Genomic DNA, 20,007 nt, shown 5'->3' on the forward strand with positions numbered 1-20,007 from the left:
CGCTCAGCCCTCGCTTCCGTTGGACTGCGGCTTGGACAGGGACGGGGCACCGGCGGGCGGCGCCCCGGCGGGGGCTCCCCACGGTGCGCCGGGCGCACCCTGCTGCTGTGGATAACCGGCCGGGCCGGCGAACTGCGGAGCGCCCTGCTGTGGATAACCGGGCGGCGGTGCCATCCCGGGCGGACCCCATCCGGGCGGCGGACCGCCCGGCAGCCCGGCGCGGTACTCCACGCTGTGCTGGGTCATCCGCATGTAGACCTCTTCGAGCGAGTCGAAGCGCGGCGACAACTCGTGCAGCGCGATGCCGTGCTCGGCGGCGAGGTCACCGATCACCGTCGGGGGCAGCTCGTGCACGCGGAACGAACCGGGCACCGCCTGGTCGGGGGTGATCGTCGCCCCCTTGCCCTGGAGCAGCGGCTTGAGCCGGTCCACCTGCGGCGAGCGCACCACGGTGAAGGACTGCGAGTTGGTCTCGATGAAGTCGCGCATCGAGGTGTCGGCGATCATCCGCCCCTGGCCGATCACGATCAGGTGGTCGGCGGTCACCTCCATCTCGCTCATCAGGTGGCTGGAGACGAACACGGTGCGACCCTCGGAAGCGAGCTGCTTCATCAGGTTCCGGATCCACAGGATGCCCTCGGGGTCGAGCCCGTTGACCGGCTCGTCGAACATCAGGATGCCGGGATCGCCCAGCAGCGCCGAGGCGATGCCCAGCCGCTGGCCCATGCCGAGCGAGAAGCCGCCCGCGCGCTTCTTGGCGACCTGCGTCAGGCCGACCATCCCCAAGACCTCGTCCACCCGGCGATTGGGGATGCCGTTGCTCTGCGCGAGGCACAGCAGGTGGTTGTACGCGGTACGGCCGCCGTGCATCGCCTTGGCGTCCAGCAGCGCGCCCATCTCCCGCAGCGGGGCCTGGACGTGGTCGTACGGGCGGCCGTTGACCGTGACGTTGCCGCCGGTCGGCGCGTCCAGCCCGAGGATCATCCGCATGGTGGTCGATTTGCCGGCACCGTTGGGGCCGAGGAAGCCGGTCACCGAGCCCGGACGCACCTGGAAGGAAAGCTGATCCACCGCCAGCTTGTTTCCGTAGCGTTTGGTGAGCCCTCTCGCTTCGATCATCTGTTGCCGCACTCCCAGGATGGTTTCGGTGCATGAGTCTGTGAAGGGTTCGAGCTTAGGCCGAATCGCCGCCGAGCACGGCCGCCGCGCGTCGGGCCCGCGCTGGGTCACGAGTTCGAGGGAAGTCCCGCAGCGTCATCCTCGAGGATGATTGACAAGCTCACGCTTGATCCTGTCGAGGTGTGACCACTTCGCGAAGTATGAGCAGTACGGCGGCCGCGATCGGAATCGCGAGCAATGCCCCGGTCACCCCGAGCAGCGCGCCGCCGACCAGCGCCGCTATCACCGTGATCGCCGGCGGTACGTTCACCGCGCGGTTCATCACCCGCGGATAGATCAGGTAGTTCTCGAACTGCTGATAGGCCAGGAAGAAGATCACGCAGGTGAGCGCCTTGCCGGGGGAGTCGAAGAAGACCACGATCGACACCACCGCGGCGCCGATGGTGGCGCCGATCATCGGGATCAGGTCGGTGAACGCGATCACCAGGGCCAGCGGCAGCGCGTAGTCGTTGCCCAGGACCATCAGGAAGACGAACGAGGACAGACCCGCGCAACTGGCCACGATCAGGGCGCCGTTCACATAGCCGCCGATGCCCGACAGGATCTCGTCGCCGAGCAGCCGCACCCGCGGTCGGCGCGACTTCGGGAACAGGTTGTACAGGTGCTCCTTGATGCTGGGCAGCGCGCCCAGGAAGTACAGCGTCAACACGATCACGGTGAGCGTGTCGAACACCGAGGTCAGCACCATCTTGCCGAAGCCCCAGAGCCCGCCCGCCACGTTCTCCGCGGTCTTGGCGTTGGCCGCCCAGTCCTTGGCCCGGGTGACGATGTCGTACTTCTCGTCGAGCTTGCGGAATCTCTCGTTGTTGCGCAGCTCGGTGAGGCTGTCGGGGATCGAGTTGATCAGGTTCGAGGTCTGCTCGACCAGGGGCTGGGCGATCGCGGTGGCGAAGCCCGCGGCCACGATCACGAAGCCGAACGCCACCGCGCACACCGCCCAGCGCCGGGGCAGGCCGCGACGCTCCAGCCGTTCGACGAACGGGTTCAGGCCCGCGGCCAGGAAGAACGAGATCAGGATGATGATCAGGACGTGCTGGATGCCCATCACGGCTTGGGCCAGGAACCACGCGGTGATCAGCCCGAGTCCGCCGATGAAGCCGATGTAGAACGGCGACGACCGATGCAGCGGCCGGCCCGGATCGCCGAATCGCGAGCCGATCCCGGTCCACGGCTCGACCGGGGTCGAGCCCGAACCCGAGCCCGAGGCCGATGTCGAAGCGGACGCCGGGTCCTTGGCGTCGGCCGGGACCGGTACGGAGGTCCCGGCGTCGTCGCCGGCCGGTGCCGCCGGGCCCGGCCCGCCGTCGGCCGAGCCGGGCTGCGCCGACGCGACCTGGGCGGGCACCCGCGCGGGCGCCGGTTCGTCGGCCGAAGTCGTGGGCGCGGTCCCGGGCTTGCCCGGATCGGCCGGAGCCGCCGCGTCCGCACCGGCCGCGGGCGGCGCGTCGGGAGCGGCCCCGTCCGCCCCCGCGCCCGGATCCGGGGCGGTGCCGCCGGCGGGCGCCCCCGATCTGCGCCGCGGCCAGATGTTGCCCAGTCGACCCATGCCCCGTTGCCCCTCGTCCACCAGTTCGGATCCGCCGACTCGGCGTGGCGCGCGATCGGCGCGCGCCCCGAGATGGCGTCATGAAAATGCGGCCGGGCGGCGGGCGGGTCCTCGTGGAACCCGTCCGCCGCCCGGCCGCCGAAAACGGCCGCTACGGCCCGTACCGATGCCCCCCGAGGGAGGATCAGCGGCTCTGCTGCGCCGGCACACCCGGCATCTTGTCGTCGTCGTCATCGATGCTCACACCCGCGGCGGCGACGGCCGCGCCGGTGAGGGTCGCCAGCATCTCGCGCACGTTGGTGAGCTGCGCGTTGATGCTGTCCCGACGGTGGGTCAGCGCGGCCAGTTCGCGCTCGGACTCCGAGCGGATCCGGTCGGCCTTGGCACGCGCGTCGGCGACGATGTCGTCGGCCTGGCGCTGCGCCGTCTCGATCGTCTGCCGCGAACGACGCTCGGCGTCGGTGCGCAGCTTCTCCGCCTCCAGGCGCAGTTGCTCGGCCCGGTGCTCGACCTCGGACAGGCGCTTCTCGGCCTTGGCCTGACGGGCCGCCAGGTCGCGCTCGGACTGCTCGCGGCGCTTGGCCAGGTTGGTCTCGAAGTCCGCGGCGGCCTGGGCGGCCTTGGCCCGGGTCTCCTCGAAGAGGGCCTCGGCCTCCTCGCGCTTGGCCGACGCGTCCTTGGCCGCCTCGCCACGAAGCTGCGCGGCGTCGCTCTTGGCCTTGTCGAGGATCCGCGAACCCTCGTCCTCGGCCTTGGCCTTGCGCTCCTTGCCGTACTGCTCGGCGTCGGAACGCACCTGCTGCGCGGCGGCCTCGGCCAACTCGCGGTGCTGATCGGCGGCGCGGCGGGCTTCCTCGCGCAGGTCCTTGGCCTCTTCCTCGGCCAGGCGGAGGATCTTCTCCACCCGGGCGCCGAGACCGGCGTAGGAGGGTTCGGCGTCGGCGAGTTGGGCCTGCGCGTTCTGGCTTTCGAGGTGCAGTTCCTCGATCCGCTTCTCCAGCGCCGAGATCCTCGCGAGCGCGCTGTCACGGTCCGACACGAGCTTCGTGATGCGGTCGTCAACCTGCGAACGCTCGTACCCACGGCGGACGATGTCGAAGCCGTGCGGAGAGTTAGTGTCGCTCATGGGGTTCCTGTCGTATGACGGGTGCGGTGAATGAGGTGACGGGTGGAATCCTGGCACGAATCGGGCGGAGCATCGACCTGACCGGGGGATAAGAACCGGCCGGCATCGCTCAATCGGATGACGACGAACCGGCACCCTTCGCCGCGGGGCCCTTGCCCGACGAGGAGTTGCCCTTGCCGGAGGCGAGGCCCGCGGGAGCGGCGAGCGCGTCCAGCACGCCCTGCACACGCGACATCTCGGCGGTGATGTCCTTGCGTCTGCGGTTCAACTCGTCGAGTTTGCGCTGTCCGTCGGCGCGATGACGGTCGGCGTCCTTGCGCGCCTCGGTGCGCAGTCGCTCCGCCTCCTTCCGCGCCTCGTCGAGAACCTTCTCGGCATCCGCGGCGGTCTTGCGACGAACCGCCTGCGCCTCCCGCTGGGCGGCGGCCACCTGTTCGGCCACCTTCGCCCGCAGGTCGTCCGCGCCCTTCTGGGCGTCGGCGAGACGCTGTTCCGCTTCCGAGAGCAACGCCTCGGCCTTCTTCACCGCGGCAATCCGTACCCTATCCGCCTCGGAACCGGCCTTGTCACGAATCCGCTCGGCTTCCTCCGCCGCGACCACCTTCATCTTCTCGGCGTCCACGCGGGCCTCGCTCACCTGTTCCTCCGCGGCGGCGACCAGGTCGTCGACCCGCTTGCCGGCCTGCTTCAGGCCCTCCGCGGCCTGCCGGCGGGCACGTTCGACGACCTGCTCGGCCTCCTTGTCGGAGCGCTCGCGGGTGGTGGTGGTGTCCCGGCGGGTCTCGCTGATCATCGCGTCCGAGTCCCCGCGCGCCTTCTCTATCACCGCGGTCGCCTCGGCACGCAGGCGTTCGTCCTCGGCCTCGGCCTCGGCGATCAGGCGGTTCGCCGCCTCGTTCGCCTCGTTGACGCGCTGCTCGGCCTTGCGCTCGGCCGCGCCGACGATCTCGGTGGCCCGGCCCTTGGCCCGGATCAGCAGATCCTCGGCCTCGTTGGCGGCCCGGTCCAGCTCCGCGCGGGCCTGCTCGCGCAGCGCGGTCGCGGCCTCCTCGGCCTCGCGCAGCTCCTTGTTCGCCGCTTCCCGTCCGGCCGTTCGGGTCTTCTCGGCCTCCCGGTCGGAGTCGGACTTCATCCGCTCGGCGTGCTTGCGCGCCGCGGTGACCGTGGCGTCCGCCTCCGCGCGGGCGCGCACCAGCGTGGTCTCGGCGTCGTCGCGGGCCTTGGTCAGGTCGCGTTCGGCGAGCGCGGTGAGCCGGTCCGACTCCTCGCGGGCGGCGTCCTCGATGCCCACCACCGCGGCGCGCACCGCCTCCGCCTCGGCCTGGGCCTCGGCCACCGCGCGCGCGGCGTCCTCCTTGGCCAGCCGGGCCTGCGTGGTGGCACTCTCCAGCAGATCGGTGCCGCGCGCCTCGGCCTTCTCCAGCAACTCGCGCGCCCGCGCCTTGGTGCGATCGCGCAGCTCGGCCGCCTCGTCGCGGGCCTCCTCCAGCGCCTGCGCGCCCTGGGTGCGCAGCCGGGTCGCCTCGGCCTCGGCCTCCTCGCGCATCCGGGCGGAGTCGGTGTCGGCCTGCTCCAACTGGGTCAGCGCCGCGGTCTCCGCCTCGCTGCGCATGCGCTCGGACTCCGCCGTCGCCTCCGCCAGCGCGCCGGCCGCCTCCTCGCGCAGCGTGCCCGCGTCCTGATTCGCCGAGGCCAGCGTCGCGGTCGCCTCGGTGTGCAGGCGCTGCGCCTCGGTACGCGCGGCGTCCAGCGCCTCGGCGGCCTCGGTGCGCAGTGTGCGGGCCGCGGTCTCGGCCTCGGTGCGGAGCTGTTCCGCATCGCGTTCGGCCCGCTCCAGCAGCGCCCGGGCGGCGGTCTGCGCCTCGGACCGGGCCCGGTCCGCGTCGGTCTCGCCCTGCGTCCGGGTCGCGTCCGCGTCGGACCTGGCCGCGGCCAGTGCGGCGGTCGCCTCCTGGCGCAGCGTGCGGGCCTCGCCGTCGGCCTGCTCGAGGATGCCGAGCGCGGTCTCCTCGCCCTCGGCGCGCACCCGCGCGGCATCCGACTCGGCCTTGTCCAGCGCGGCGCGCACGGTGGCGGCGGTCTCGGTGCGCAGCGTGCGCGCGGCCTCCTCCGCCTCGGTGCGCATGCGCTCGGCCTCGGCGTGCGCCTGCTCCAGCACGGAGCGCGCGGTCTCGGTGGTCTCCTCGCGCAGCGTCCGGGCGGTCGTCTCGGCCTCGGTGCGCATGCGCTCGGCCTCCGCGTCGGCCTGCTCCAGCACGGAGCGCGCGGTATTGGTGGTCTTCTCGCGCAGCGCCTGTGCGGCGGTTTCGGCCTCGGTGCGCATCCGGGTCGCGTCCGCGTCCGCGTCGGCCACCAGCGTGCGGGCCTGTTCGGTGCTCTCCTCGCGCAGTGTGCGGGCCGCGTTCTCCGCCGCCTCGCGAACCGCCAGCGCGGTGGCCTCGGTCACCTCGCGCAGCGTGCGCGACTCGGTCTCCGCCTCCTCGCGCATCGAGGCCGCGTCCCGGCGGGCGGCCGAGCGCATGCCGTCCGCCTCCTCGCGGGAGTCGGTGAGGACCTTCTCGGCCTCCTCGCGGGCCTTGCCGATCAGTTCGTCGGCCTTGACCGCGGCGGACTGGGTGCGCGCGCCGGCATCGGCGCGGGCCTGCTCCATGGTGGCCTGGGCGTCCGCCCGGGCCCGGTCCAGCGCGGCCTCCGCGTCGGTGGCGGACTGCTCGGCGCGGGCCCGCAGTTCCTCGGTGCGGGTGCGCAGTTCGGCGGTCTGGCGCTCGGCCTCCGCGCGCATCGCCTCGGCGCGCGCCACCGCCTGATCGCGAAGCTCGGTCGCGGCCCGCTCGGCCGAGCGGATCAGCTCCTCGGCCGCGCGGGACGCGTCGGCGCCGGCCTTCTGTGCCTCGGCGCGGGCCTTGGCCACCAGTTCCTCGGCCTCGGCGTGCGCGCGGCCGGCGTTCTCCGCCGCCTCGGTGCATACCCGCTCGGCCTCGGCGCGGGCCGCCTCGACCCGTTCCGCCGCCTGCGCGCTCGATTCCTCGCGCAATTGCTCGGCGGCTGCCGCGGCCTCGGCGCGCAGGTTCTGCGCCTCGTCCTGGGCGCGCTGCAACTCCTCGACGGCCTCGGCCTGTTGGCGCTGGGTCAGCTCGCGCAGACGGTGCGTGTCGGCAACCGCCTTCTCGCGCAGCTTGCCGGTGTCGGCGCGGGCCGCCTCCAGCAGTTCCTCGGCGCTCTCGGCGGCCTTGGCACGCAACTGCTCCGCGTACTCGCGGGCCTCGTTCGCGAGTCGATCGCTCGACTCGCGGGTGCGCGTCTCCACCGCCTCGGCGTCGGCCTGCGCGCGGGCGCGCAACTCGTCCGCCTCGGTGCGGGCCTCGCCCTGTACCCGCTCCGCCTCGGACCGGGACTTGGCCATCAGGTCGTCCGCGGCGCGGGCGGCGGTCTCCAGGCGCTCGGCGGCGCCGGCCTCGGCGTTGGTGAGCAACTGCTGCGCCTCGCCGCGCAGTCGGTCCACCTCCTGCCGGCGGCGTTCGATCTCCGCGCGCGCCCCGGCCTCCAACTCGTCGACCCGGGCCAGGGTTTCCTCGCGGGCGGTGTCCAACTCGGCGCGGGTGTCCGTGCGCAGCGCCTCGGCCTCGGCGCGCGCCTCGTCGCGCAGCCGGTCGGCCTCGGCGAGTGCCTCGGCACGCAGCCGCTCGGCGGCGGCACGGGCCTCGGCGGTGAGCTTGTCCGCCTCGGCGCGGGCCTTGCCCACGTGCGCCTCGGCCTCGCCGGCGGCCTTGCCGAGCTTCTCGCTCGCCTCGGCCTCGGCACCTTGGAGCAGGCGCTGCGCCTCGGCCTGGCGGCGGTCCGCCTCGCCGGCCGCCTCGGCGCGCAGGCGCTCGATCTCCAGCTGGGCGGATTCGAGCAGTTTCGCGGTGTTCTCGGAGGCGCCCTGGGCCCGGGCGCCGGCCTCGCCGGTGACCCGCTCGGCCTCGGAGCGTGCTTCGCCGATGATCCGGGCGGCCTCGACCCGGGCGTCGCCGACCAGGCTCTCCGCGCGGGTACGGGTCTCGGTGCGCAACTGGTCGGACTGGTCCACGGCCGCGCTCGCCCGGGCCTTGGCCTCGGCGATCACCCGGTCCGCGTCGCCCTGCGCGCGGGAGAGCAGGGATTCGACCTCGGCGCGGGTGCTCTCACTGGTGCCGGCGGCCTGCTCGCGCGCGGCGGCGGCGATCCGCTCGGCCTCGGCGCGGGCGTTGTCCACGAGTTGGCGCGAGCGCTCCTCGGCCTGCGCGCGCAACTGCTCGGCCCACGCGACGTTCTCGTTGACCCGGGCCTCGGTGGCCTGGCGGGCCTGGGTCAGTTCCTCGTCCAGGCGCCGGCGGCGCTCCATCACCTCGGCCTGCCAGTCGGCCTCCAGCCGGGCGGAGCGCGCGGCGGCCTCCTGGAGCAGGCGCTGCGTGGTCGCGCGCGACTCCTGCAATTCGCGCTCGGCGTCCGCGCGGACCTGGTCGGCCTGCAACTGGGCGTTGCGCAGCATCTGCTCGGCCTGGCCGCCGATGCTGTCGAATCGGGGCGTGGCGAGTTGACGGCGAAGGTCATGCAGCTTCGCGCGGAGAACCTCGACCTGATAGCCGAGGTCCTCCGCGTGTGCGACGGTGTCGTCGCGCTCCTTCTTCAGCCGCTTGATCTCGTCGTCGAGTACTTCGAGGTGCTCGTCGACTTGGTAGCGGTCGTAGCCCCGCACTGTGGGGTCCCACTCCATCCCCTGGCCGCGTACGTTTCAGTACTGCATATCGGCCGTTTCCGACCGGTTGGTGACGACGCGACCCCGTATGTACATCCGGAACCGCCCGTACCGCATTGACTACCAGGGAGAATGGTCTCAGATCCAGGGACCGCCGTCAGACGTTACGAAAGCGGTTGATGGCGTCGATATGCCGCGATCGCATCTCGGCGTCCCGAACCCCCAGGCCCTCCTCCGGTGCGAGACACAGTACGCCCACCTTGCCCTGGTGCAGGTTCCGGTGGACGTCCCGGGCCGCCTGGCCGGTCTCTTCCAGAGCGTAGGTGCGCGACAACGTCGGGTGAATCTTACCCTTGGCCACCAGACGGTTCGCCTCCCACGCCTCCCGATAGTTGGCGAAGTGCGAGCCGACGATGCGCTTCAGGCTCATCCACAGATAACGGTTGTCGTACTCGTGCATGTAACCCGACGTCGACGCGCAGGTCACGATGGTGCCGCCCTTGCGGGTGACGTACACGGACGCGCCGAAGGTCTCCCGGCCCGGGTGCTCGAAGACGATGTCCACGTCCTCGCCGCCGGTGAGTTCGCGGATGCGCTTGCCGAACCGGTTCCACTCGCGCGGGTCCTGGGTGCGCTCGTCCTTCCAGAACCGGAAGTCCTCGGCCCGGCGGTCGATCACCAGCTCGGCGCCCATGTCCCGGCACAGTTGCGCCTTGTCCTCGGAGGACACCACGCAGATCGGCGTCGCGCCGCCGGCCAGGGCGAACTGGGTCGCGTACGAGCCCAGGCCCCCGGAGGCGCCCCAGATCAGCACGTTGTCGCCCTGCTTCATGCCCGCGCCGTTGCGCGAGACGAGCTGGCGGTACGCCGTCGAGTTGACCAGGCCCGGCGAGGCGGCCTCTTCCCACGACAGGTGTGCCGGCTTGGGCATCAACTGGTTGCTCTTGACCAGCGCGATGTGCGCGAGACCGCCGAAGTTGGTCTCGAAGCCCCAGATGCGCTGCTCGGGGTCGAGCATGGTGTCCGCGTGCCCGTCCGCGCTCTCCAGCTCGACCGACAGGCAGTGCGCGACCACCTCGTCGCCGGGCTTCCAGGCGTTCACGCCCGCGCCGGTGCGCAGCACGACGCCCGCGAGGTCGGAGCCGACCACGTGGTAAGGCAGGTCGTGCCGCTTGGTCAGCTCCGAGTTGCGGCCGTACTTCTCCAGGAAGCGGAAGGTGGAGATCGGCTCGAAGAGCGAGGTCCACACGGTGTTGTAGTTGATCGCACTGGCCATCACGGCGACGAGGGCTTCGCCGGGGCCGAGTTCGGGCAGCGGCACGTCTTCGACGTGCAGCGACTGACGCGGATCCTTGTCCCGCGATTCCATGCCCTCGAACATCGTCTCCTCGTCCTTGTGGACGGTGACGGCGCGGTACGAGTCGGGAAGCGGGAGCGCTGCGTACGCCTCCTTGGGGGTGTCCCCCGCGAGGATGGCGTCGAGGATCTCCTTCATCGTCGGCCTCCATGGGTCGGCGGTTGAAGCATGAGACAACATGAGGGATTGCTGAACTTCGCTGAACTTACCCGCTGGTAACGTTAGGCGGTCGGCACAAACCCGACAAGAGGCGGAGTCGCAGGAACTCCGCCACTCGTTTGACGATGTGTCGGTTCACGAGAGGTCGCAAGTGGTCGGGCGGGTGCCCGGGAAGGCGGCGGGGCCGGGCGCGGATGGCGCGGGCCGGGCGCTGGTGCGGTGACGTGGGCGGTCAGTGCTCCGCGGCGGGGTTCGCGGCCGAGGTCACCAGCTCGGTGAGCACACCGTGACAGTCCTTGGGGTGCAGGAAGGTGATGCGCGAACCCATGGAACCACGGCGCGGCTCGTCGTACAGCACCCGGACGCCCTTGTCCTTGATCGCGGCCGCGTCGGCGTCCACGTCGGCGGTGCCGAAGGCGATGTGGTGCACGCCCTCGCCGTTCTTGGCGAGCCACTTCGCGACGGTGGAGTCCTCGCGGATGGGCTCCAGGAGCTGGAGGTAGGACGCGCCGCCGTCCGAGGTCTCGTTGATCTTGAGCATCGCCTCGCGGACGCCCTGCTCCTCGTTGACCTCGGTGTGGAACACCTCGAAGCCGTAGGTCGCCCGGTAGAACGCCACCGTCTCGTCGAGGTTGTGGCAGGCGATGCCGATGTGGTCGATACGTGTGAGCACCATGGCCTCCAAAGGCCTCTGGGAAGTACCCGGGTTACCTGCGGGTAGATACCCGGTCCGTCGAAACGAGACTATGGGTGAGAGCACACCCGGTATGGGTGGCCCGAGATGGTGGGTTCCGTCACATCGGAGCCCCCTGCCGTGGTCGCGGCCCTTGCGGGTAGGTTCCGGAACAACCTCACGTCCGTCGCGGGGATGCCGCACGTCGCCCAGGCCGCCTGGCGATGGCACCCCGACCATCAAGTTGTGGAGGCCACCCTCATGGCCGGTTCTGTCATCGTCGCCGGGGCCCGCACCCCCATGGGCCGTCTGCTCGGATCCCTCAAGGGCTTCTCCGGCACCGACCTCGGCGCCATCGCGATCAAGTCCGCGCTCGAGCGCGCGGGCATCACCGGGGACCAGGTCCAGTACGTGATCATGGGCCAGGTGCTCCAGGCCGGCGCCGGGCAGATGCCCGCCCGGCAGGCATCGGTGAAGGCCGGCATCCCGATGAACGTGCCCTCGCTCACGATCAACAAGGTCTGTCTCTCCGGCCTGGACGCGATCGCGCTGGCCGACCAGCTGATCCGCGCCGGCGAGTTCGACATCGTGGTCGCGGGCGGCATGGAGTCGATGACCAACGCCCCGCACCTGCTGCCGAAATCCCGTGAGGGCTTCAAGTACGGCGCGATCGAGATGCTCGACGCGATGGCCTACGACGGCCTGACCGACGCGTTCGAGAACATCCCGATGGGCGAGTCGACCGAGCACCACAACGGCAAGCTCGACATCTCCCGCCGGGAACAGGACGAGGTGGCCGCGCTGTCGCACCAGCGGGCCGCCGCCGCCGCGAAGAACGGGGTCTTCGACGCCGAGATCGTGCCGGTGCAGATCCCGCAGCGGCGCGGCGAGCCGGTCGTGTTCGCCACCGACGAGGGGGTCCGCCCGGACACCACCGCGGAGTCGCTGGGCAAGCTGCGGCCGGCGTTCACCAAGGACGGCACCATCACCGCGGGGTCGGCCTCGCAGATCTCCGACGGCGCCGCCGCCGTCGTGGTGATGAGCAAGGCCAAGGCCCGGGAGCTGGGTCTGGAGTGGCTGGCCGAGATCGGCGCGCACGGCAACGTCGCGGGCCCGGACAACTCGCTGCAGTCGCAGCCCTCGAACGCGATCAAGCACGCGCTGGGCAAGCAGGGCCTGACCGTCGACGACCTGGACCTGATCGAGATCAACGAGGCGTTCGCCGCGGTGGCCGTGCAGTCGATGCGCGACCTCGGGGTGGGCACCGACAAGGTCAACGTCAACGGCGGCGCGATCGCGCTGGGCCACCCGATCGGGATGTCCGGCGCCCGCGTGGTGCTGCATCTGGCGCTGGAGCTCAAGCGACGCGGCGGCGGCACCGGCGCGGCGGCGCTGTGCGGCGGTGGCGGCCAGGGCGACGCGCTGATCCTGACGGTCCCGGGCAACTGAGCCCACCGGTCGCCGTGCCGCGCGCGGGCGCGGGCGCGGGCGGGGGCCGAGGCGACGCGGGCGACCGGGCGGTTCACGATGCCCTACCCACCTGAAACGATCTCGGAGTCGCGTGGCCCACACCCCGGTGTGCGGCCGCGTCGACTCCGGGGTCGTTTCGGCATATCCGAGCAGGGAAGCGGTGGCGCATGAGGTCGGGGATGGATGTCGCGACGTTGGTGGCCCAGGCCCGGGAGGGTCGGCCCCGGGCGGTCGCCCGGTTGATCTCGCTGGTCGAGGACGCGTCGCCGAAGCTGCGCGAGGTGATGGCCGCGCTCGCGCCCTTGGCCGGCAACGCGTACGTGATCGGGCTGACCGGATCGCCCGGCGTGGGCAAGTCGACGTCCACCACCGCGCTGGTGAGCGCCTACCGCAGGTTGGGCCGGCGGGTCGGGGTGCTCGCGGTGGACCCGTCCTCGCCGTTCTCCGGCGGCGCGCTGCTGGGCGACCGGGTGCGGATGCAGGACCACGCGACCGACCCCGGGGTGTACATCCGCTCGATGGCCTCGCGCGGGCATCTGGGCGGGCTGTCCTGGTCCACCCCGCAGGCGCTGCGCGTGCTGGACGCGGCGGGCTGTGACGTGGTGATCGTGGAGACCGTCGGCGTGGGTCAGTCGGAGGTGGAGATCGCCTCGATGGCGGACAGCACGGTGGTGCTGCTCGCGCCCGGGATGGGGGACGGGATCCAGGCGGCCAAGGCCGGGATCCTGGAGATCGGCGACCTGTACGTGGTCAACAAGGCGGACCGGGACGGCGCGGCGACCACGGCGCGCGAACTCGGGCACATGTTGTCGCTGGGCGAGGCGCGCGGGCCGGGGGACTGGCGTCCGCCGATCGTCAAGACGGTGGCCTCGCGCGGCGAGGGCGTGGACGAGGTGGTCGAGGCGCTGGAGAAGCACCGCGCCTGGATGGAGGCCGGTGGCGAGCTGACCCGGCGCCGACGGCGCCGGGTGGCGGACGAGGTCGAGGCGATCGCGGTCACCACGCTGCGGTCGCGGATCGGCGATCTGCGCGATGGCCTTCGGCTCGACGCGCTGGCCGCGCGGGTGCTCTCCGGGGATCTGGATCCGTATGCGGCCGCGGACGAGTTGATCGCGGGGCTGGGGGCCTGAGGCCGACCTCGGCTTGTCGTGGTGTGGGCCGACCTCGGCTTGTCGTCCTCAAACGCCGGACGGGCTGATGGGTCGGCCCCGATCGTGGGGTCGGCCCGGCTCGGAGCGTCGTCCTCAAACGCCGGACGGGCTGGATTTGGTGCCGTTTCGGGTTCGGGCTCGGCCTTGGTGTCGAACGGGCGGCTTCGGCTCAGCGCCTCGAACGCCGGATGGGCCGGATGTGGCGCCGCTGTCGACTCGGGCTCGGCTCGGTGTCCTCGAACGCCGACGGGCCGGGTCCCGGCTCAGGGTTGCTTCAGGGATGGGCAGGCCGTGGTGCGGGCGGCCGGGCGGAGTTTTTCGGCCACCGCGCCGAACGCCTCGCCGACGATCCGCTTCTGGTCGGCGGTCATCACGTCCATCAGGTGCTCGCGGACGCTCTCCACATGGGTGGGCGCCGCGGCCTCGAGCACGCGCCAACCCTGGTCGGTGAGGACCGCGAAGGCGCCGCGCCGGTCGGTCGGACAATTGCGGCGCGCGACCAGGCCGGCGTTCTCCATCCGGGTCATCTGGTGCGAGAGCCGGCTCTTGGACTGCTGGGTCGCCTCGGCGAGATCGCTCAGCCGTACCTCCCGGTCCGGGTGCTCGGAGAGCCGGACCAGGATCTGGTAGTCGTGCAGGGACAACCCGTGCTCGCGCTGGAGCTCGCGCTCCAGTCGCGGCGGCAGCATGTTGATCACGGCGATGATCTGGCGCCACACGCACTGGTCTTCATCGCTCAGCCACCTGGGCTCGGCTTCGGTCATGTAACGAGAATACCGAAGATAGTTGAAACTTGAATGACCTGTTGGTTGTGCGCGGGTCCGCGGCGCGCCGCACGGGCGGGTGTGCGAGCCGCGCCCGCGCATACGCGCGGGGGTATGCGCAAGACGTGAGACAGCCACGTGACCGATGGGTAACCTCCACTACGCTCGGCCCGTGCCGAAGCCACTGAATCTCCCCTTCGATCCGATCACGCGTGCCGACGAGCACTGGCGAGAGCGCTGGGGGGAGTGCCCGCCGATGGTCGCGATCACCTCGATCATGCGCGCCCAGCAGATCCTGCTCGCGGGCGCCGACGCGGTGCTCAAGCCGTACGGGCTGACCTTCGCCCGCTACGAGGCACTGGTACTGCTCACCTTCAGCCGGACCGGCTCGCTGCCGCTGTCCCGGATCGGCGAGCGGCTGATGGTCCATCCCACGAGTGTGACCAACACGATCGACCGCCTGGAGCAGGCCGAGCTGGTCGCCCGCCGGCCCAACCCGCGCGACGGGCGGGGGGTGCTCGCGGTGATCACCGACAAGGGCCGCGACGTCACCGAGCGGGCCACCCGGGACCTGACCGCGCGCGAGTTCGGGCTCGGCGCGTACACCCCCGAGCAGTGCGCCCAGATCTTCGACCTGCTGCGGGTGCTGCGGGTGGACGCGGGCGACTTCCGTGTCGAGGAGACGCCGGCCGGGACCGAGGCGGCATCGGCGCAGGAGCGGCAGGCGCAGGCGCCGGCCGGTTCGGTGCGCGACACGGCGGGCGCGTAGCGGGCACATATCGGTGGGGAGGGGGCGGATTCGGGGACCCCGGTGCCGGCGACGTAAGCTGCATGCGCCATTGTGAAAAGCGGTCGACGAGGTCGTCGATGCCGCCGTTACCGAAGGTGCCGCCGTGAAGCCTGTCGTATTGACCCGTTACCGGGTGATGGCCTGGATCACCGGGTGCATGCTCCTGGTCCTGTGCCTGTGCATGGTCCTGAAGTACGGGTTCGACACGGGCGAGAAGGCGACGCTGTACGTCAGCCAGGCCCACGGCTTGTTGTTCATGATCTACCTCGTCGTCACCTTCGACCTCAGCAGCAAGATGAAGTGGAAGTTCGAGCGCATGCTGCTGATGATGGTCGCCGGCACGATCCCGCTCGCGTCGTTCTACGCCGAGCGCAAGGCCGTCGAGGCGGTCCGCGAGCGCGAGCCCGCCACTGCCGCCGCCACCGCCTGAGCCGTTCGCCCCGTCCGAGGCCGGCCCGGCATGTGTCGGTCGGCTCGGGTCAGCCCGTTTCGAACCCGCTTCCCCCGAGGATCCCCATGCTTTCCACCGCTGTCGGCCGCTTCAAGGTGATCTCCATCGCCGAGGGCACGTCGTTCCTGCTCCTGCTCGTCTTCGGTTCGCTGCTGAGCCGGATCTCGGACATCAACCTGGTCATGCCGCTGGGCCTGCTGCACGCGGTCATGTTCATCCTGTACCTGCTGGCCATGATGGATGTGCGGACCAAGCTGTCGTGGGACAACAAGACCACGCTGCTCGCGTTCATCGCGGCGATCCCGCCGTTCGGCCCGTTCGTCTTCGACTACAAGATGAAGCACAAGCTGGTCGAGCCGACCGCCGCGCCCGCCACCGCCTGAGCGGTCGCCGCCACCGGGCCGCGTGCCCGGCTTCGAGTGCTTCCCGAGCCCCCGACGTCCCGTCGGGGGCTTTGGCGTTTTCGGGGTCGTGGACATTTACTAGGACGTCCTAGTAATTTTCTCGTGCCGCGCGGGAATGGGTCCTACGACGACGGCAGCGGACAGGAGCCACGTGAACACCGAGGACATCGAAGCGGGTCGGCGGCGCTGGCAGGACCGGTACGACAAGGTCCGCAACGACGGGATGCGCCGCACCACGCTCTCCGAACTCGAGGTAGAGCCGGTCTACGGACCGCCGGCCGATCAGCCCTACGAGGGCTTCGAACGGATCGGCTGGCCGGGCGAATTTCCCTACACCCGCGGTCTGTACCCGACCGGCTATCGCGGGCGGGCCTGGACCATCCGGCAGTTCGCCGGCTTCGGCAACGCCGAACAGACCAACGAGCGCTACCGGATGATCCTGGCGAACGGCGGCGGTGGGCTCTCGGTCGCGTTCGACATGCCGACCCTGATGGGCCGCGACAGCGACGACGAGCGTTCACTCGGCGAGGTCGGGCACTGCGGCGTCGCGGTGGACTCGGCGGCCGACATGGACGTGCTCTTCCGCGACATCCCGCTCGGCGACGTGACCACGTCGATGACCATCTCGGGCCCGGCGGTGCCGGCGTTCTGCATGTACCTGGTGGCGGCCGAGCGTCAGGGCGTGGACATCGGCACGCTCAACGGCACGCTGCAGACCGACATCTTCAAGGAGTACATCGCGCAGAAGGAGTGGCTGTTCGCTCCCGAGCCGCACCTGCGGCTGATCGGCGACCTGATGGAGTACTGCGCCGCCGAGATCCCGGCGTACAAGCCGCTCTCGGTGTCCGGCTACCACATCCGCGAGGCCGGGGCGACGGCCGCGCAGGAGCTCGCGTACACGCTGGCCAACGGCTTCGGCTACGTCGAGCTGGGGTTGTCGCGCGGCATGGACGTGGACGTGTTCGCGCCGGGCCTGTCGTTCTTCTTCGACGCGCACGTGGACTTCTTCGAGGAGATTGCCAAGTTCCGTGCGGCGCGCCGGATCTGGGCGCGGTGGATGCGCGACGTGTACGGCGCCAAGACCGCGAAGGCGCAATGGCTGCGCTTCCACACCCAGACGGCCGGCGTCTCACTGACCGCGCAGCAGCCGTACAACAACGTGGTGCGCACCGCGGTCGAGGCGCTCGCGGCGGTGCTCGGCGGCACCAACTCGCTGCACACCAACGCGCTGGACGAGACGCTCGCGCTGCCCAGCGAGCAGGCCGCGGAGATCGCGCTGCGCACCCAGCAGGTGCTGATGGAGGAGACCGGGGTCGCGGCGGTGGCCGACCCGCTCGGCGGGTCGTGGTACGTCGAGGCGCTCACGGATCGGCTGGAGGCGGAGGCGGAGGCGACGTTCGCGCGGATCCGCGAGCTGGGCGAGACGTCGCCGCACCCGATCGGGCCGATGACGTCGGGCATCCTGCGCGGCATCGAGGACGGGTGGTTCACCGGGGAGATCGCCGAGTCCGCGTTCCGCTACCAGCGGGCGGTGGAGAAGGGCGACAAGCGGGTGGTCGGGGTCAACTGCCACGAGGGCTCGGTGACGGGTGACCTGGAGATCATGCGGGTCAGCCACGAGGTGGAGCGGGATCAGGTCTCGGCGCTGGGGTTGCGGCGGGGCGCGCGGGATCAGGCGGCGGTGGACGCGGCTCTGGCCGAGATGCGGGTTGCCGCGCGAGGGTCGGTGAATCTGGTGCCGCCGATGTTGGCGGCGACTCGGGTGGAGGCGACGCTCGGGGAGATCTGTGATGTTCTTCGGGAGGAGTGGGGGACGTACACGGAGCCGGCGCGGTTCTGATTTTGGTGGGCTCGCCTTCGGCCTCGCTTTGGCCTCAAACGCCGGCCGGGCTGATTGGCCTCATGCGCCGGCCGGGCTGGATTGGGTTCGGCTCGCGTCGGGCGTTGGGTTGGCTGGGGTGGCCTCAAACGCCGGCCGGGCTGATTGGCCTCAAACGCCGGCCGGGCTGATCGGCTCGGGGCTGGTGGGTAGGAGGCCGGAGACCACGAAGGTGGTGAAGCGTTGGACCCAGGCGTCGGAGGCGGGTTCGGCGCTTACCAGGACGTGTTGGACCACCGTGCCGGCGATGACGTCGAAGATCAGGTCCACGTCTATGTCGCCCGGGGCGGAGATCTCGCCTCGGGCCTTGGCTCGGGCTCGGCCCTCGACGACGAGGCGTTTTTGCGGGTCGACGACCTCTTCGCGGATGCGCCGCCGCAGAGCCGGGTCGCTGGTGGAGTCGGCGACCAGGCCCATCAGCGCGGTGCGCATCTCCGGGCGGCCCAGGAGCGCGGCGAAGCGGCGGACCACGTCCTCGATGTCCGCGCGCAGGTCCGGGCCCTGGTCCGGCAGGTCGAGGGTGTCGAGCATCTCGGCGACCGCGGCGATGGCCAGATCGTGCTTGGAGTGCCAGCGGCGGTACAGCGTGGTCTTGGCCACACCCGCGCGCGCGGCGACGTCGCCCATGGTCAGGCCCGCCCATCCGCCGTCGGCCAGCAGCGCTCGCGCCGCGTCCAGGATCGCGTCGTCCGCGGTGGCGCTGCGTGGGCGTCCTTTGCGCTGTAGGGGCTCTCCCGCCGATTCGTCGTACACGGGCGGTCATGTTACCGGCTGGTACCGTGCGGGGCGGTGGCACAACTCACATCCGCCATTCCCGATCCCACGGTCGCATTCCCCCCGGTGCTCCCCTTACGCTACGAGCCGTAGCGAATCGCGGTGCCTGGATGGGGATTCGAGCACACGATCGCGACTGACGACCTGTCAAGGGTCGTCGTCCGTCCCGGGGCCCGCATCCTGCGGGGACCGGGACGCGACGAGACTTCGAACGTGCGCCGGTGGGTCGCCCCGTGCATCGTTCGGCTTGCTCTCGGGGGAAGATGTCTACATGCAGCCACGGAACATGTCCATGCGCGGAGTAGTCGACCTCGGCGCGGTCAAGGCCGCCGCCGACAACGCCGCCAAGCGTGCGGCCGCGCCGGCCGGGAAGCCCGCCGCCGCGTCCGGTGCCCAACGGGTCGTCATCGACGTCACCGAGGCCACCTTCGAGACCGATGTGCTCGCGCTCTCCCAACAGGCCCCCGTCGTGATCGACTTCTGGGCCGAGTGGTGCCAGCCGTGCAAACAGCTGAGCCCGCTGCTGGAGCGCCTGGCCGAGGAGTACGCCGGCCGCTTCGTGCTCGCCAAGATCGATGTGGACGCGAATCCGCGTCTGGCCCAGGAGTTCGGCATCCAGGGCATTCCCGCCGTGATGGCGGTCGTGGGTGGTCAGCTCGCGCCGCTGTTCCAGGGCGTGGTGCCCGAGGCGCAGGCGCGGCAGGTGCTGGACCAACTCGTCCAGCTCGGGGAGGAGCGGTTCGGCCTGACCGGTATCGCGGTCGACGGTGAGCCCGCCGCGGCCCCCGTCGAGGACGAGGAGGAGCCGGCCGGGGATCCGCTGCTCGCGGCGGCGGACGAGGCGCTGGAACTCGGTGATCTGGACGGCGCGGCACAGGCGTTCCGCAACGTGCTCTCCGACCACCCCGCGCACGCCGAGGCCAAGCTCGGCCTGATCAACACCGAACTCCTGCGGCGTACCCAGGAGGTGGACGCGGAGAAGGCCCGCGCGGACGCCGCCGAGCGCCCGGACGACGTCGCGGCGCAGACGCTCGCGGCCGACCTGGACATCCTGGACGGCCGGGCGGACGAGGCCTTCGCGCGGCTCGTGGAGACCGTGCGGCGGACCTCGGGCGAGGAGCGCAACACCGCGCGACTGCACCTGCTCGACCTGTTCGAGATCGTCGGCGCGGACGACCCGAGGGTGCCCAAGGCGCGGATGGCCCTTGCGGGCGTGCTCTTCTGATCCTGCGTCAGGCGCTCGTTCTGTCGATGAAGCCCCGGTCGTTCTCGTGGTCGAGAGCGATCGGGGCTTCGTCTTTACCCATCTTTGACTCGGGGTGATTTCCCTAGCCCTGCGTGGCATTTGGTGATCTCCGCGTGATCCGTTAACGGACTTTTACCGTGAAATCGGATCACTCGACGTCGGTGTCGATACCGCGCTGTGATCCGGTGGTGGGTGCCGTTCGAAGGTCCGCGTTACTCGCCGGTAACGAACCTCTTGTGTGCCGACCCGGTCGTGAAAGATGATCGGGCCGCTCGATCCGTGTCCCATTCGCCCCGGCAGCCGGTCGGTGGCTCGGACGCG

At 71.1% G+C, this 20,007-nt stretch carries 14 protein-coding genes and 1 pseudogene; 7 read left to right on the plus strand and 8 right to left on the minus strand.

Annotation, left to right across the window (positions count from 1 at the left end):
- Window positions 1–3: 3 nt before the first annotated feature.
- The 6 genes from OG948_RS24300 to mce form a co-directional block, all read right to left on the minus strand.
- Window positions 4–1,119 (minus strand): ABC transporter ATP-binding protein, encoded by a 1,116-nt coding sequence (locus OG948_RS24300; protein ID WP_406298497.1) that lies wholly within the window; start codon window positions 1,117–1,119, stop codon window positions 4–6.
- 160 nt (window positions 1,120–1,279) lie between these two features.
- Window positions 1,280–2,746: an AI-2E family transporter gene (locus OG948_RS24305; RefSeq protein WP_406298498.1), complete on the minus strand. Its 1,467-nt coding sequence runs from the start codon at window positions 2,744–2,746 to the stop codon at window positions 1,280–1,282.
- A 163-nt stretch (window positions 2,747–2,909) separates the two neighbouring features.
- Window positions 2,910–3,851, minus strand: a complete 942-nt coding sequence (locus OG948_RS24310) for a cellulose-binding protein (protein ID WP_020555437.1) — start codon at window positions 3,849–3,851, stop codon at window positions 2,910–2,912.
- Between the two features lie 109 nt (window positions 3,852–3,960).
- Complete coding sequence (locus OG948_RS24315; protein ID WP_406298499.1) at window positions 3,961–8,586, minus strand: hypothetical protein; 4,626 nt, start codon at window positions 8,584–8,586, stop codon at window positions 3,961–3,963.
- 139 nt (window positions 8,587–8,725) lie between these two features.
- On the minus strand, window positions 8,726–10,063 hold the full coding sequence (gene ccrA / locus OG948_RS24320) for a crotonyl-CoA carboxylase/reductase (RefSeq protein ID WP_406298500.1): 1,338 nt from the start codon (window positions 10,061–10,063) through the stop codon (window positions 8,726–8,728).
- 253 nt (window positions 10,064–10,316) lie between these two features.
- Window positions 10,317–10,757 (minus strand): methylmalonyl-CoA epimerase, encoded by a 441-nt coding sequence (mce, locus tag OG948_RS24325; RefSeq protein ID WP_395873469.1) that lies wholly within the window; start codon window positions 10,755–10,757, stop codon window positions 10,317–10,319.
- 261 nt (window positions 10,758–11,018) lie between these two features.
- Here mce and OG948_RS24330 point away from each other — a divergent pair, with 261 nt between their 5' ends.
- Both OG948_RS24330 and meaB read left to right on the plus strand, forming a co-directional pair.
- Window positions 11,019–12,206 carry an acetyl-CoA C-acetyltransferase gene (locus OG948_RS24330; RefSeq protein ID WP_406298501.1) on the plus strand — a complete coding sequence of 396 codons (1,188 nt, stop codon included), beginning with the start codon at window positions 11,019–11,021 and terminating at the stop codon, window positions 12,204–12,206.
- A gap of 200 nt (window positions 12,207–12,406) precedes the next feature.
- Window positions 12,407–13,357, plus strand: a complete 951-nt coding sequence (gene meaB / locus OG948_RS24335) for a methylmalonyl Co-A mutase-associated GTPase MeaB (protein ID WP_406298502.1) — start codon at window positions 12,407–12,409, stop codon at window positions 13,355–13,357.
- A 284-nt stretch (window positions 13,358–13,641) separates the two neighbouring features.
- Here meaB and OG948_RS24340 read toward each other — a convergent pair whose 3' ends face one another.
- Window positions 13,642–14,142 carry a MarR family winged helix-turn-helix transcriptional regulator gene (locus OG948_RS24340; protein WP_406298503.1) on the minus strand — a complete coding sequence of 167 codons (501 nt, stop codon included), beginning with the start codon at window positions 14,140–14,142 and terminating at the stop codon, window positions 13,642–13,644.
- A 172-nt stretch (window positions 14,143–14,314) separates the two neighbouring features.
- On the opposite strand from OG948_RS24340, the pseudogene OG948_RS24345 reads away from it, so the two are divergent.
- From OG948_RS24345 to OG948_RS24360, 4 genes and pseudogenes are all read left to right on the plus strand, one after another.
- A pseudogene (locus OG948_RS24345) lies at window positions 14,315–14,812 on the plus strand (MarR family winged helix-turn-helix transcriptional regulator); the annotation flags it as partial.
- Between the two features lie 223 nt (window positions 14,813–15,035).
- On the plus strand, window positions 15,036–15,362 hold the full coding sequence (locus OG948_RS24350; RefSeq protein WP_406298504.1) for a DUF3817 domain-containing protein: 327 nt from the start codon (window positions 15,036–15,038) through the stop codon (window positions 15,360–15,362).
- An 86-nt stretch (window positions 15,363–15,448) separates the two neighbouring features.
- On the plus strand, window positions 15,449–15,766 hold the full coding sequence (locus OG948_RS24355; protein WP_406298505.1) for a DUF3817 domain-containing protein: 318 nt from the start codon (window positions 15,449–15,451) through the stop codon (window positions 15,764–15,766).
- A gap of 136 nt (window positions 15,767–15,902) precedes the next feature.
- A complete protein-coding gene (locus OG948_RS24360) occupies window positions 15,903–17,627 on the plus strand; it encodes a methylmalonyl-CoA mutase (protein ID WP_406298506.1) in 1,725 nt (574 codons plus the stop codon).
- 150 nt (window positions 17,628–17,777) lie between these two features.
- Here OG948_RS24360 and OG948_RS24365 read toward each other — a convergent pair whose 3' ends face one another.
- On the minus strand, window positions 17,778–18,419 hold the full coding sequence (locus OG948_RS24365; protein ID WP_406298507.1) for a TetR/AcrR family transcriptional regulator: 642 nt from the start codon (window positions 18,417–18,419) through the stop codon (window positions 17,778–17,780).
- Window positions 18,420–18,711: 292 nt separating this feature from the next.
- Between OG948_RS24365 and OG948_RS24370 the strand changes: the two genes are divergently transcribed.
- Window positions 18,712–19,665 (plus strand): tetratricopeptide repeat protein, encoded by a 954-nt coding sequence (locus OG948_RS24370; RefSeq protein ID WP_406298508.1) that lies wholly within the window; start codon window positions 18,712–18,714, stop codon window positions 19,663–19,665.
- Window positions 19,666–20,007: the final 342 nt, after the last annotated feature.

Origin of the sequence: Embleya sp. NBC_00888, assembly GCF_045207655.1 — a bacterium.
In the GTDB taxonomy this organism is placed as follows: domain Bacteria; phylum Actinomycetota; class Actinomycetes; order Streptomycetales; family Streptomycetaceae; genus Embleya.